Origin of the sequence: Microcystis aeruginosa NIES-2549 (assembly GCF_000981785.2) — a bacterium.
Classification (GTDB): Bacteria; Cyanobacteriota; Cyanobacteriia; order Cyanobacteriales; family Microcystaceae; genus Microcystis; species Microcystis aeruginosa_C.
In genome coordinates this window covers 3008281-3021440 of record NZ_CP011304.1, presented here as the reverse complement: position 1 = coordinate 3021440, position 13160 = coordinate 3008281, and the positions used below count along the sequence as shown (strand labels likewise).

Below are 13160 nucleotides of genomic sequence, written 5' to 3'. Positions count from 1 at the left end.
CTTATTTTTGTAGTTCATTCTAAAAAACATTATGGTTGTCGCCTCCCAATCCCTCGAAGAACTTTGTATTAATGCCGTGCGTTTTTTAGCGGTGGATGCCGTGGAAAAAGCTAAATCCGGACACCCCGGACTGCCCATGGGAGCCGCTCCCATGGCCTTTGTTCTCTGGGATCAATTCCTGCGTTTTAACCCGAAAAACCCCCAATGGGTCAATCGAGATCGTTTTGTTCTCTCCGCCGGTCACGGTTGTATGCTGCAGTACGCTTTGATGTACCTGACCGGATACGATAGCGTTCCCCTAGAGGAAATTAAACAATTCCGGCAGTGGAAATCGAAAACCCCCGGCCACCCCGAAAATTTCGTCACGGAAGGGGTGGAAGTGACCACCGGTCCTCTGGGTCAAGGGATTGCCAATGGTGTGGGTTTGGCCCTAGCAGAAGCCCATTTAGCGGCCCGTTTCAACAAACCGGATGCCAAAATTATCGACCATTACACCTATGTGATTTTGGGTGATGGTTGCAATATGGAGGGAATTTCCGGGGAAGCTTGTTCTTTAGCCGGTCACTGGGGTTTAGGCAAGTTAATCGCTCTCTACGATGATAACCATATCTCGATCGATGGTTCCACCGATATCGCTTTTACCGAGGACGTGAGCAAGCGTTTTGAAGCCTACGGTTGGCACGTTCAGCACGTCGAGAATGGTAACACCGATTTAGATGCCATTGCCAATGCGATCGCAGCTGCCAAAGCTGTCACCGATAAACCCTCGATGATTAAAATCACCACCACCATCGGTTATGGTTCCCCCAATAAGTCTAATACCGCCGATGTTCACGGGGCAGCTTTAGGAGCAACGGAAATCGAGTTAACCCGGAAAGCCTTAGGTTGGCAGTACGAGCCGTTTGTGGTTCCCGATGAGGTGTTAAATCGTTTCCGACAAGCAGTGGACAAGGGAGCGACGGCAGAAACGGACTGGAATAAGTTATTTAACGAATATCAGGCTAAATATCCCGCAGAAGCCGCTTTATTTGAACAGTTAACCACCGGTCAACTGCCGGAAGGTTGGGAGCAAGCTTTACCGGTTTATAAACCCGAAGATAAGGCTCTCGCTAGTCGTAAACACTCGGAAATCTGCTTAAATGCCCTTGCGGGGGTTTTACCCGGTTTAATCGGTGGTTCGGCGGATTTAACCCACTCTAACTACACGGAATTAGAGCATTTTGGTAATTTCCAAAAAGGCAGTTATCAGGAGCGTAACGTCCATTTTGGCGTGCGGGAACACGCGATGGGGGCGATTTGTAACGGGATTGCTCTCCATAACACGGGATTGATTCCCTACGGGGCAACTTTCCTGATTTTCACCGACTATATGCGGAATTCTATCCGTTTATCGGCATTGTCAGAAACCCGCGTCATCTGGGTAATGACTCACGATTCCATTGCCCTCGGGGAAGATGGACCGACTCACCAACCCGTGGAACACGTTGCTTCTCTGCGCGCTATTCCTAACCTGTTAGTCATGCGTCCGGGAGATGGTACGGAAACTTCCGGTGCTTATAAAGTAGCGGTGAGCGAAACTAAGCGCCCGACGTTACTAGCATTATCCCGTCAAAATCTGCCCAATTTAGCGGGAACTTCCCTTGCGGGTGTGGCTAAAGGTGCTTATATTATCACCGATTGTGAAGGTACTCCCGATGTCATTCTCATCGGTACGGGTGGCGAGTTGTATCTCTGCGATAAAGCGGCTGCGGTGTTAAAAGAGGCAGGAATTAAAGCTCGCGTCGTTTCTATGCCCTGTTGGGAGCTATTCGAGGAACAATCGGCAGAATACAAAGAATCGGTACTGCCGAAAGCAGTGAAAAAACGTCTCGCGGTGGAAGCGGGTTCAACTATGGGTTGGCATCGCTACATCACCGATGAGGGGGATGTGTTGGGGGTTGATACCTTCGGCGCTTCTGCTCCGGGGGGTGTGATTCTAGAGAAGTTCGGTTTTACCGTGGATAACGTGGTAGCGAAGGCAAAAGCGTTGTTAGGTTAATTACCTGAAATCTTAGCTGTAATGAGTCAGAAAAATCTGGCTCATTTTTTTGTTTTTCTATTGTGACTGTCAGTCAGTGGACTAGGGGTCACGTCAGGCAGTTTAATCGAAGCATGGCAAAGGACAATTTAGCTCAATTTGGCAGATGTTTACATAATGCTCGTATTCAAAAGGGTTTATCCCAAGAAAGGTTGGCCGAAGCGGCCAATTTGGATAGAACTTACATCAGTCTTCTTGAACGTGGTAAAAGGAATCCTTCTTTACTATGCTTGATTTCTTTATGTAGAGCATTAAACATAAGTCTTTCGGAGCTTTTTAACACTATGTCTATAAATTCCGATGTAAATACTGATGATGTCAGAAGATTTGATTAAATTGCTTGAGCAGTTTTTGCATGATAACGAGCTTGAATGGGAATGGTTTGAAAAAATAGAAAGTTTTTGTAAGAGTTATAGTTTGAATATCAAATATATTACAGAAGTTCTCAATGATCCAAAAGTTATTCCTATGATTCGTGGCAAGTTTTTTGAGTTCACTGTACAAGATAAACTGTCAAAAATACTCGCGAATAATTATTTAGTTACTAATCCTCGCTTAAATCCTCAAGCTGGTTCTCACGATATAGATGTAGCTATTATCAATCAAAAAAACGCCAAAAAATACTCTGCTGAATGTAAGTTAGCCAAAAAAGGTAGTTTCCGTCTTCAGGGAGGTATCAGACCTTTTATTGAAGTCAAATGTATGAGATCAAGAACCTTAGGAGACAAAGCGGCAGAACAAAGGTCTAAATTGATAGGAATACCTTCAACAAGCCTCAATATTCACAAAGATCAATATATTGAAACAGATTTTGATTTAGTGATTACATCTCTTGCCAATGCTTTTTTTCAGACCAATTTAGAAACAGGACTATTTGTTTGGAATCCCACACCAAAAGAGCAAATATTTTTAAGCAAAATTAATATTAATAATCAAGAAGAAGCCCTTTTAAAAATGTACGTTGCCAGAAGTAAAGATTTAACAGCAAATCAAACCAATAATATCAATTGTTCTCGCCAGAAATGCCAGGATCAAAACTGTAATTTCATCCCTAATTATCCCAAAATTTTCTTTGATGTTAATACGGCTGAACCTCTACAACCATGGCTACCTATCGAAAAAATAGAGGATTTACTTGATTAAAATTAGGAATCAAGATACATCGAATAAACTTAATTGTAGAGGTGTAAATCTTGCAGGTTTCTCAAGATCATAATTAGCAATAAATACCTCCTTGCCCTTGCGTCTTTCACTCTGATAACCATGTTCTAATTTTAAACCATTTTTTTGATCATCAGTTCGATTAATAGTGTAATTCCATTCATTATCTTGTAAAGAAATACACCAATCATACATTTCTCTAATTTCGGAGCAATTATCATAAGTCAAAAGAAATTTAAATCGATGTTGATGTTTTTTCAACGTCTTACATAACCTTTCATGATCTTCTAGACTGAAGAAGCAGGAATAGAATTTATTTTGATCTGCTTGAAAGTAAGGAGGATCGACAAATAAAAAGTAATCATCGGGTAATTGATTGATTAAATCTTCAAAATCTAAACAAGATAAATTGACATTTTGCAGTTTTTCCGAAGTGGTTTTTAGGTGAGAAGGCCAGTTTTCAGGACGCATAGAATACTTATCACCATAGCCCCAATAACAATTTTCAAGTTTCATAATTCCTGAGTAGGAAGTTCTATTTAGATAATACCAACGCATGGCTCTTTCTAGGTCATTGGCTGGTTGAAATTCATTTTTATAATAATTGTGTAATTCTTTGGTAGCGTTTAGATCTTTTAATAATTCAATTAGACTATCAAGATGATCTTTGATATGTCGATAACAGTTCATTAATTCCTCATCTTTGTCATTGAGAATATTCTCTGCTACACTTTCCTTAGCAAAGAATATAGATGCTCCCCCCGCAAAAGGTTCACAATACTTATGGTGACTAGGAAGACAAGCTAAGATTAGCTTACGGGCATAAAATTTACCGCCAGGATAACGAAAAGGAGAATTACTAAGTTTTTTAGCGATTTTGGACATTACCTTTGATTTTAGAGGCTTTTCTTTGAGATTATTTTAACAAAATTACGATATTTTATCTAGGAATGTCAGAGAAGTTCGGTTTTACCGTGGATAACGTGGTAGCGAAGGCAAAAGCGTTGTTAGGTTAATTAAAACTTTGCTTTTGTGAAAAAAGCCCGCGCCAGCGGGTTTTTTTGTGGTTATAGGTCAACCTAGTTTAGGCTTTAGGGTTAGTTCATGTAAAAATGTAAAGTAGGAAGCTTTAGTAGTTAGCCAAAACCTTTACACTTGAGATAATTATCACGATTCCTAGAGCCATGACTAAAGGGGAAAGCCCTATATCGAAGGAAACAATCAAGAGCCTAACACTAGATATAGAAGGCTCACTGTTGTCTTTTGATAAATTTATCAAGGCTCAAGAACAATTAGCAATACTACTCCATGAAGTAGATAAAACCCTTGCTAACAAAAATCGCCTCCTGATAAATTGGAGAATCTCTCAAATTCATAGTGGCAGCATTCATCTTACTTTAGAAGGAATGCCTCAAGATCAGATCACACCTAGTCAAATTTCTGAAGTTATTAAGACTGTAGAAAGGGGAATAGTAACAATTTTAGAACATCCGATTCGCCCTAAGTATTTTTCTGATCGAGCTTTAGAAAGTGCGCGATCATTAGCAATATTGAAAAAAAGAGATGAGTTTATGGTGCAATTGGGCTTTGATTCGAGGTGTATCGACTTGAATCAAGCTTTGATTGCTAATGTTGATGAAATTATCGGGGGAAAATATCAAAGTTTTGGTACTGTAGAAGGTGTGCTTAAGTACCTAAGCAAAATTAATTACACATATCTAACCACCTCTTGCCTCTTGCCCCTTGCCTCTTGCCTATCTTCACTAGGAAATTAATTTTGCACGACTACTTAAAGCTATTGATGTAAGTCGTCAACCTATTTTTAGAGTTTACAATTTATTGACTAATAAAAGTGTTAAATGTTACTTTGAACCAAATTTACTTGATAATATCAAAGAATATCTAGAAAAAAGAGTCTCTGTATCGGGGATAGTTACCTCTAGAGAAGATGGGGAAAAAATCGGGATTAAAGTTGAGTCAATTGATCTTTTTCCTCAGGAAAAAGATTTACCTACCATTGAGGAAATGATCGGAATTTTGGGAGAAAGTAAGTGATTCGTCCAACAAAAAAGCTACACTACTGGGATTCTTGTGTTTTTTTAGCTTTCCTGAAAAATGAAAAGGATAAAATTAATGATTGTATTTCTGTTCTCAAAGCAGCCGAAAATGGTCAGGTAATCTGTCACCGCCGACTACTCTAGTGCAGTCAAAGCTGATCGCCTGAAGCCATCAAAACTATCCAGGGTGCAGGAGTTGAACCTGCCTAGCACGAATTAGTTACCTAAACTAACCAATTACTTGATTAGCTCGGCTGCAAAACCGTGCGTGCGACTTTCACCGCACACGGCTTCAAGCTACATCCAATATCTCTTGGAGAGATACCGCCATTCTATGGTGTGACTTGTGACAGTAGTTATGCACTATTGCCTTGTTCGTTTTTTTGTTGTTTTCCCTGTTTCCGTCTATATGATGTATCTCTAGGGAATCTTCTACAGTTAGGTTTTGTCCACAGATGTAGCATTTACCTTGCTGCTGTTTTATCCCGTAAGTTATATCTTTTGGGGCTTGCGGATGGTCTGCCATTCTTTTTGTCCAATATACCCAATCTCCGTCGTAAGGGCTTTTATTTCCTTTTACCTTGATATGTTGGGTGTATGGGAAATCGTATAGGGTAGGTACTGTATATTTTTTGTCTCCAATCTTCCATCCGAAAGTGTATTTGGATTTGGATGTTTGGTGGAATATTTTTTTACTAATGTACCCTATTCCTTCTTTGGCGAATCTTTTCCTTCCCCAGTTTAGGTATAGCTTGTTTAGCCTGTGAAATTCTAGTCGCCCAAAGGTTTCCCATGAATGGCTTCCTATTTTGAAGTAGTTTGCCCATCCTCTGATTAACCAGCTTAATTGGTTAATCATTATTATCGGGGCTTTATCGTGTCCACTATTGAGGATTTCTTTGATGTTGTTGATAAATTGTTCCACCGATTTCTCCGATGGTTTAACTTTAGTTAACATCATTAGTGGTTCCCCATTTCCTTTCTTATTGGATTTATATTTCCCTATATCATGGGTTCTGATATTAAATCCCAAAAAGTCAAGTCCAGGTTTTTCACCGTTGTATTCCTCTTTAGTATGACCTATTCTGGTTTTTTCAGGATTTAGGCTTAATCCCAAATCCTTTAGCCAGTTCTCTACCTCAATCTTGACTGCTTTGATTGTTTCTTCTCTGGCATGAAGTACAACAAAGTCATCAGCGTATCTGATTAATCTAGCTTCCCCTATTTCCTCCATTTTTCCGTTAGTCTGACCTATTCTGGTCTTTCTACAAGGGAATTTGGTTGAAATGTGAGTTTCTAAACCGTGTAAAGCTATGTTTGCCAGTAACGGAGATATTACTCCCCCCTGTGGTGTGCCTTTTTCGGTTTGATGAAATACATCCCCCACCATTACTCCGCTTTTTAGCCAAGCTCTGATTTGGGTTTCCATGACTGGAAAAGTATTGCATTTCTCGATTATCGCTGAGTGTTTGATGTTATCAAAACAGCCACTGATATCCGCATCCAAGACGTACTTGGTTTTTCGACGGACTTGGAGTTCGATGGCATCTATAGCATCATGACAGCCTCTACCTGGTCTGAATCCGTAGCTGTTAGGCTCGAATTTAGCTTCCCATTCGGGTTCTAGTGCCATTTTCGCTAATGCTTGCTTGGCTCTATCCTCTATGGTGGGGATTCCTAGATTTCTGGTTTTTCCGTTTGATTTGGGTATTTCTACTCTCCTCAGTGGCGTTGCCTTACCATCTAGTTTCAGGTTTTCAGCTAGTTTGATTCTTTCCTCGTAATTGAGGATTTTCTTGCCGTCTATTCCTGCCGTTCTCTTACCTTTGTTATCCTGTGTCACTCTTCTTACGGCTAGTAATTTAGCTTTGAAAGAGTTAATTAGGATTTTCTGGTATTTAACAACCGAACTTTTGTCACCCTTTAGGGATGCTTCGTAAATTTTGGATTGTAACTTTGATACGGTGTATTGGATGTTTGTCCAATCCACTTGTATCCATTCTGCTTCTTGAGCCTTAGACATAAGTTCAACCTGTTGATTTACTCTGATGTAGCCACTTATCTTTCGGCATATCTCTACTATTACGGTAGAGCTTTGGCTTGAGATAAGTTCCTTCCCCCCATTCTCAGATTTTGACTTAATCTCCTACGGTAGTAGGTTGAGAGTCTGGAGGTTCCCGTACCTTATTCCCCTGTCATTGTTTGTCCACTTAGGTTCTCACTTTCTACGGTACGGTCTGGGTAATCGGATTCCTATTACTCAACATAGGTTATACCACTGGCCGTATTGACCTTTTGGTCGCAGTGTATCAGTCCTTTTCACTGCTGCACTTTTCCGTAGTTCGGGCGTGAGTTCGCTTTCGCTAACCATATAGACTCCCACTTTCTAGTTCCGACTGGACTTGTCTTTCCTAGCTTTTTTTGCCCTTGCTTCCCCCCCTATCTTTGTCAGAGATAGGAAGTGGGCTGTGGAGTCACCTTCCGATAAGGTGGGGGGATTTACACCCTCATGACTGGGGTTGTGTACGTCGCACTGAGTTCGTTGCCTCAACCGCTCGGCCAACCCTGGGTTATACTATTAACTCATTATAGATCAGTAATCACTCTGAACGTGAAAATTCGGACCTACCAAGATGAAAAAATTTTCAATCAGCACCTCCTTGCAGCTAGGACTCCTTTTGATGGTAGCCATGTTAGCCGCCGGCTTCGGTAGCGGTTGGGTAGCCTATCAATTAGGAATCGCCTCCCTCAAGGGGGTCAGTCAACCGGATATCAACCCCGCTAAAAAGTTTACCAACGATCGCACCAGTTATGGTCGCAATCAAACTTTTATCCCCGTGAAGGAAGAAGAGGTGCTGAAAAGAGTGAGAGTTTATATGCAACAACAGAAAAACCAACCGCAATCAAAGGACGAAACCAAAGGATAGGCTTTAAAAAAGGCGAATTTTGCCTTTTCGCTATGGATAATCAGGATTTATTGACTCGTTTAATTTTAGTCTTTTTACTAATCGTCCTCAATGCTTTTTTCGTAGCGGCCGAATTTTCGCTTGTGTCTGTCCGTCGTACCCGCATCAGTCAGCTAGTGGCTGCGGGAGATGTGCCAGCGCAGACGGTCCAATCTCTACAAAGAAGTCTCGATCGCTTACTTTCCACTACCCAATTAGGTATCACCCTTTCTAGTTTAGCTTTAGGTTGGATCGGGGAGAGTACCATGACCGTTTTTGTGAGGAAATTACTAAGTTTTTTACCCTTTTCTTTAAACTGGCAAAATCTTCTCTCCCATGGCTTCTCTCTTTGTCTAGCTTTTTTAATCGTGGCCTATCTCCAGATAGTTTTTGGGGAACTTTATCCCAAATCCCTAGCTTTAATTTATGCCGAACCGATGGCGCGATTATTAGCCGCACCTATTGGGGTTATTTCCAGGATTTTTAAGCCTTTTATCGGTATTCTAAATCAATCAACTCGTTTTTTATTGGTTTTAACCCGTATCCCCGAAGTGGATCTACAGCGTTCTAGTCGGGTAACTTCCGAGGAATTACAATTAATTATCAGCATGGAAGGGGAATTAACGGGATTAGAAGCAGCGGAAAGGAAAATTTTAAATAATGTTTTCCAGTTTAGCGAAATCACTGCCGCAGAAATCATGGTTCCCCATAACCGTTTAATAGCTATTCCCTCGACCGCAACTTTTGAGGAATTACTGCTCCAAGTAGTTAACAGCGGCTATTCTTGTTATCCTGTGGAAGGAGATTCCGGTGATGATATCCGTGGTCTGATCGATTTTAAAGATTTAGCTTTACCCCTTGCCGAAGGTCAGTTAAATTTAACAACCCCGATTAAACCTTGGTTAAAACCTGCGCGTTTTTTCCCCGAAACCACTGCTTTAAATGAATTACTAACAGTGATGCGGGAATCATCCTTAAAGATGGTTATCATTGTGGATGAATTTGGCAGAACAGCCGGTTTATTAACCCTAAAAGATTTAATCGGCGAGATTCTGGGAACTTTTTCCCCTAGTGATGAATCAGGAACAGTAAAATATCAACTCCTCGATGAATCGACTTTTCTCGTACAAGCACAAATGAATTTAGAGGACGTGAACAAAGCATTAAATTTAAGTTTACCCTTGGCCGATGAATACCAAACCCTAGCTGGTTTTGTCCTCCATCATTGGCAAAAAATACCGAAGGTGGGAGAACAATTATATTACCAAAATTTAGAATTTACCATCATTTCTAAGGTCGGCCCTCGCTTGGAACAAATTAAGATTTATCGGCAACAACTATCCTAAGGATATAAACAAGAAACAACTTTTCTCATTTATTTATTCTTTTTGATTGTTAAGTAGTTGGTTATAATTAAATTAAAAATGGATTTTAGGTTCGATCCCCCCTGCCTCCCTTGATAAGGTAGGGTTGATTCATGAATCAACCCTACCCTTGATAAGGGGGGTGTCTGATAATTTTTAACGCCTACCTACTTAATCGCGTCAATAGCTGCCCACTCCTGTCACCATGAAACACCTTTTGACACTCCTCCCCCTCAGCTTGGGATTAATTGCCCTCACCCCCGCAAATTTGCCCCTAGAACGTTTTGAAATCTCACAATTAGGAACATCTACGGGATACGATGAACGACTGCTAACCGACAAAAAAACCCTCCTACAAGCGATCGATCATAGTTTACGTTATCTGAATAGCTCGGCAGCAATCCGCGCCTATCAAAATTATCCTATTCCTGAAATAACTCGTCAGCGAGTGCAGCGTTCCTTAGTACGTTTTCGTCAATTAGTGCAGAATTCTCCCACTCCCGCAGCTCTACAAAAGGCAGTTAAAAAAGAATTTATTTGGTATCGTTCTTTGGGTAATGATAGCCAAGGAAATGTTAAATTTACTGGTTATTTTGAGCCAATTTATCAAGCAAGTCGGCAAAAAAACGCCGATTATAAATATCCTCTCTATCGCCGACCTTCTAACTTTTCTCGCTGGTCAAAACCCCATCCAGCTAGGGTAGAATTAGAGGGAAAAGATGGTTTACTGGGGAAAAATAGCCGTCTAGCGGGATACGAATTAGTCTGGTTAAAAGATCGCTTAGAAGCTTATTTAGTTCATGTGCAAGGTTCGGCGAAATTACGTTTACCTGATGGTCAAATTATGAGCATTGGTTTTGATGGCAATACCGAGCATCCCTACACAAGTCTGGGAAAAGAAATGATTGCCGATGGTATTTTTCCCGCCGAGGGGTTAACCTTACCAATGGTTTTGGATTTTCTCAGAAGTAATCCTGAGCAATTAAAGAATTATATTCCCCGCAATAATAGGTTTATTTTCTTTCGAGAAACCCACGGCGCACCCGCCACTGGTAGTATTGGAGTTCCAGTTTTACCCGAAAGATCGATCGCCACAGATAAAAGTATTTTTCCCCCCGGTGCTTTAGCAGTAATTGAGACAGAAATTCCCCAGGGAAATCTTAATAAAAAATTAGTTAGTCGCTATGTTCTCGATCAAGATACTGGCAGCGCGATTAAAGGTGCTGGTAGGGTAGATATTTTTATGGGAACAGGAAAAAATGCGGGTGAGCGAGCCGGTTTAATTAATACTCCGGGTCAATTATATTATTTATTATTGAGGGAATAGGAAATAGTATAGGTAAAATTAAGATAGACTCCCCAGAATCAGTTATCATACTTAAGTGAGAATTTAAACAATAGAATCATGAAAAAAACCATAAATATAGATTGGTCGGATTGTGGTCCAATTACTTTAGTAGTCGTGCAGCCGACTTCTTTTTGTAATCTCAATTGTGATTACTGTTATTTACCCGATCGCCATTTAAAAAATACCCTATCCTTAGATTTAATCGAGCCGATTTTTCAGAGGGTTTTTAGTAGTCGTTTTCTCCAAGATGATTTTACCATTTGCTGGCACGCCGGCGAACCCTTAGCAGTTCCCATCAGTTTTTATGAAAGTGCCTTTGCTAAAATTGCGGAAGTTAGCGAGAAATATAATCAGCAGGGTTACTGTTTTCGTCATTCAGTACAAACTAACGCCACTTATATTAACGATGCTTGGTGTCAATTATTTAAAAAGCATGATGTTTATGTGGGAGTCAGTCTTGATGGACCGGCTTTTATTCACGATATCCACCGGCAAAACCGCAAGGGAACTGGCAGTCATGCTGCTACAATGCGGGGGATTTCTTTCTTGCAAAAACATGAAATTGATGTGAGTGTTATCGCTGTTTTAACAGAAGATTCCCTCGACTATCCCGACGAAATTTTTAACTTTTTTTGGGATCATGGTCTTACCGATGTGGCTTTTAATATGGAAGAAACTGAGGGTATTCATTCACAATCTTCCTTAGATAAATTAGGTATTGAACAACGTTATCGCCAGTTTATTGCCAGATTTTGGGAGTTAGTCACGGCCAAACAAGGAGAATTTAAGCTGCGGGAATTTGAATCTATCTGTAGTTTGATTTATGCCGATGAACGCTTAGAAAATACCGATATGAATCGACCTTTTATGATTGTCAATTTTGATAATCAAGGTAATTTTTCCACCTTTGATCCGGAATTACTATCGATTAAAACCCAACCCTACGGCGATTTTATCTTTGGTAATGTTTTGACCGATTCTCTGGAATCTATCTGTGAAACCGAGAAATTTAAACAAATTTACGCTGATATGCGCGGTGGAGTCGATTTATGTCGGCAAAACTGTGATTATTTTGGGGTTTGTGGGGGTGGTGCCGGTAGTAACAAATATTGGGAAAATGGCACTTTCAACTCCACAGATACTAAAGCCTGTTTATACCGAATTAAGTGTATCACCGATATCGTTCTTGATCGCCTAGAAAATTTATTAGAAGTTTAAAGATTTTTTTAGCTATCAGTAAACAGTTATCAGTTATCAGTTCACTGATTATTGTTTACTAATAACTTATGAAAAAAACTTGATCTAAATACCATTTTTCCAAAGTAATGGCATGGTATTATTCTTCTTCTAAACTTAATCCTAACGCCTGTAAGCGTTCCGCTAGTCGGTCTGCACGTTGTTTTTCTTTATCAGCACGTTTTTTTTCTTTATCAGCGCGTTTCTGTTCTTTATCAGCGCGTTTCTGTTCTTTATCGGCACGTTTCTTTTCTTGACGCATTTGAGACTCTAACTCAACAGTTGTTAAAAATTTCTCTCCATCGGGACGATACAATTCTAAACTAGATTTATCCCAGATAAAACGCATACCTAAGCGGGGACTTATCCAGTCATTGATGGGGATAATTTCTCTTAAATTTTCTCCCTGTCTTTGCCAACCTTGTAAACGACAGCGCATGGGATTATATAAATAGTATTCTTCTACATTATATGTGTCATAAAACTCTAATTTTCGACTCATTTCTGCTTTTGTATTCTTCGGTGATAGAATTTCAAAAACCACTTGAGGAGCGATATTTTCCTCCTGCCATTGACGATAGGAACCCCTTCGTCCTTTGGGACGGCCAAAAGCTACCATCACATCGGGAGCAACCGGTGAAACCAAAGTAGAACGCAGAGGATACCAGAGTAAATCTCCAGCAATAAACACCCTAGGGTCATCAGCAAAGATAATTTCTAAATTCTCCTTAATTTTAACAATCCACTCATATTGTTCGGTATTATCTGCCATCGGTTGACCATCACTATCGGGGAAAAGAAGATCGTCGTCAATATCAAGATAACTAACCATTGTCTTTTAATTTTAATAGATGGTTGTTTTTTGATTGTAGCAAGATAATTAAGTAGGTAGGCATTAAAAATTATCAGACACCCCCCTTATCAAGGGGGGATTAAGGGTAGGGTTGATTCATGAATCAACCCTACCTTGAA

The 13160-nt window shown here is 40.2% G+C and carries 12 protein-coding genes; 9 read left to right on the top strand and 3 right to left on the bottom strand.

Annotated features, from left to right (window positions below; genetic code table 11):
• Positions 1-31: 31 nt before the first annotated feature.
• The 3 genes from tkt (at position 32) to myaer_RS14750 (ending at position 3220) form a co-directional block, all read left to right on the top strand.
• Positions 32-2038, top strand: coding sequence for a transketolase (gene tkt, locus myaer_RS14760; protein WP_046662655.1), 2007 nt, complete (start codon positions 32-34; stop codon positions 2036-2038).
• Between the two features lie 113 nt (positions 2039-2151).
• Positions 2152-2412, top strand: coding sequence for a helix-turn-helix domain-containing protein (locus myaer_RS22085; protein ID WP_036386251.1), 261 nt, complete (start codon positions 2152-2154; stop codon positions 2410-2412).
• Complete coding sequence (locus myaer_RS14750) at positions 2390-3220, top strand: hypothetical protein (RefSeq protein ID WP_046662654.1); 831 nt, start codon at positions 2390-2392, stop codon at positions 3218-3220. Before myaer_RS22085 ends, myaer_RS14750 begins: the two co-directional genes overlap by 23 nt.
• 9 nt (positions 3221-3229) lie before the next feature.
• On the opposite strand, the gene myaer_RS14745 is transcribed toward myaer_RS14750, so the two are convergent.
• On the bottom strand, positions 3230-4123 hold the full coding sequence (locus myaer_RS14745) for a DNA adenine methylase (RefSeq protein WP_016515558.1): 894 nt from the start codon (positions 4121-4123) through the stop codon (positions 3230-3232).
• A gap of 299 nt (positions 4124-4422) precedes the next feature.
• Here myaer_RS14745 and myaer_RS14740 point away from each other — a divergent pair, with 299 nt between their 5' ends.
• Together myaer_RS14740 and myaer_RS14735 are read left to right on the top strand one after the other, a co-directional pair.
• The gene (locus myaer_RS14740) at positions 4423-5013 is read left to right on the top strand and encodes a hypothetical protein (protein ID WP_103672893.1); all 591 of its coding nucleotides are present in this window, start codon (positions 4423-4425) and stop codon (positions 5011-5013) included.
• 64 nt (positions 5014-5077) lie between these two features.
• The gene (locus myaer_RS14735) at positions 5078-5293 is read left to right on the top strand and encodes a hypothetical protein (RefSeq protein WP_046662653.1); all 216 of its coding nucleotides are present in this window, start codon (positions 5078-5080) and stop codon (positions 5291-5293) included.
• A gap of 294 nt (positions 5294-5587) precedes the next feature.
• On the opposite strand, the gene ltrA is transcribed toward myaer_RS14735, so the two are convergent.
• Positions 5588-7318: a group II intron reverse transcriptase/maturase gene (gene ltrA, locus myaer_RS14730; RefSeq protein ID WP_046661207.1), complete on the bottom strand. Its 1731-nt coding sequence runs from the start codon at positions 7316-7318 to the stop codon at positions 5588-5590.
• A gap of 610 nt (positions 7319-7928) precedes the next feature.
• Between ltrA and myaer_RS14725 the strand changes: the two genes are divergently transcribed.
• The 4 genes from myaer_RS14725 (at position 7929) to grrM (ending at position 12170) form a co-directional block, all read left to right on the top strand.
• Positions 7929-8222: a hypothetical protein gene (locus myaer_RS14725; protein WP_046662652.1), complete on the top strand. Its 294-nt coding sequence runs from the start codon at positions 7929-7931 to the stop codon at positions 8220-8222.
• A 32-nt stretch (positions 8223-8254) separates the two neighbouring features.
• Positions 8255-9586: a hemolysin family protein gene (locus tag myaer_RS14720; RefSeq protein WP_046662651.1), complete on the top strand. Its 1332-nt coding sequence runs from the start codon at positions 8255-8257 to the stop codon at positions 9584-9586.
• A gap of 223 nt (positions 9587-9809) precedes the next feature.
• A complete protein-coding gene (locus myaer_RS14715; protein WP_046662650.1) occupies positions 9810-10931 on the top strand; it encodes a murein transglycosylase A in 1122 nt (373 codons plus the stop codon).
• A gap of 78 nt (positions 10932-11009) precedes the next feature.
• Positions 11010-12170, top strand: coding sequence for a cyclophane-forming radical SAM/SPASM peptide maturase GrrM/OscB (grrM, locus tag myaer_RS14710; RefSeq protein WP_046662649.1), 1161 nt, complete (start codon positions 11010-11012; stop codon positions 12168-12170).
• Positions 12171-12288: 118 nt separating this feature from the next.
• On the opposite strand, the gene myaer_RS14705 is transcribed toward grrM, so the two are convergent.
• Positions 12289-13020 carry a Uma2 family endonuclease gene (locus tag myaer_RS14705; protein WP_046662648.1) on the bottom strand — a complete coding sequence of 244 codons (732 nt, stop codon included), beginning with the start codon at positions 13018-13020 and terminating at the stop codon, positions 12289-12291.
• Between the last annotated feature and the right edge of the window lie 140 nt (positions 13021-13160).

What these genes read in the sequence shown, in the direction of transcription:
- tkt (WP_046662655.1), top strand. Translation starts at nt 32, where the DNA reads ATGGTTGTCGCCTCCCAATCCCTCGAAGAACTTTGTATTAATGCCGTG.
- myaer_RS14720 (WP_046662651.1), top strand. Translation starts at nt 8,255, where the DNA reads ATGGATAATCAGGATTTATTGACTCGTTTAATTTTAGTCTTTTTACTA.
- myaer_RS22085 (WP_036386251.1), top strand. Translation starts at nt 2,152, where the DNA reads ATGGCAAAGGACAATTTAGCTCAATTTGGCAGATGTTTACATAATGCT.
- myaer_RS14705 (WP_046662648.1), bottom strand. Translation starts at nt 13,020, where the DNA reads ATGGTTAGTTATCTTGATATTGACGACGATCTTCTTTTCCCCGATAGT.
- myaer_RS14725 (WP_046662652.1), top strand. Translation starts at nt 7,929, where the DNA reads ATGAAAAAATTTTCAATCAGCACCTCCTTGCAGCTAGGACTCCTTTTG.
- grrM (WP_046662649.1), top strand. Translation starts at nt 11,010, where the DNA reads ATGAAAAAAACCATAAATATAGATTGGTCGGATTGTGGTCCAATTACT.
- myaer_RS14745 (WP_016515558.1), bottom strand. Translation starts at nt 4,123, where the DNA reads ATGTCCAAAATCGCTAAAAAACTTAGTAATTCTCCTTTTCGTTATCCT.
- myaer_RS14750 (WP_046662654.1), top strand. Translation starts at nt 2,390, where the DNA reads ATGATGTCAGAAGATTTGATTAAATTGCTTGAGCAGTTTTTGCATGAT.
- myaer_RS14740 (WP_103672893.1), top strand. Translation starts at nt 4,423, where the DNA reads ATGACTAAAGGGGAAAGCCCTATATCGAAGGAAACAATCAAGAGCCTA.
- ltrA (WP_046661207.1), bottom strand. Translation starts at nt 7,318, where the DNA reads ATGTCTAAGGCTCAAGAAGCAGAATGGATACAAGTGGATTGGACAAAC.
- myaer_RS14715 (WP_046662650.1), top strand. Translation starts at nt 9,810, where the DNA reads ATGAAACACCTTTTGACACTCCTCCCCCTCAGCTTGGGATTAATTGCC.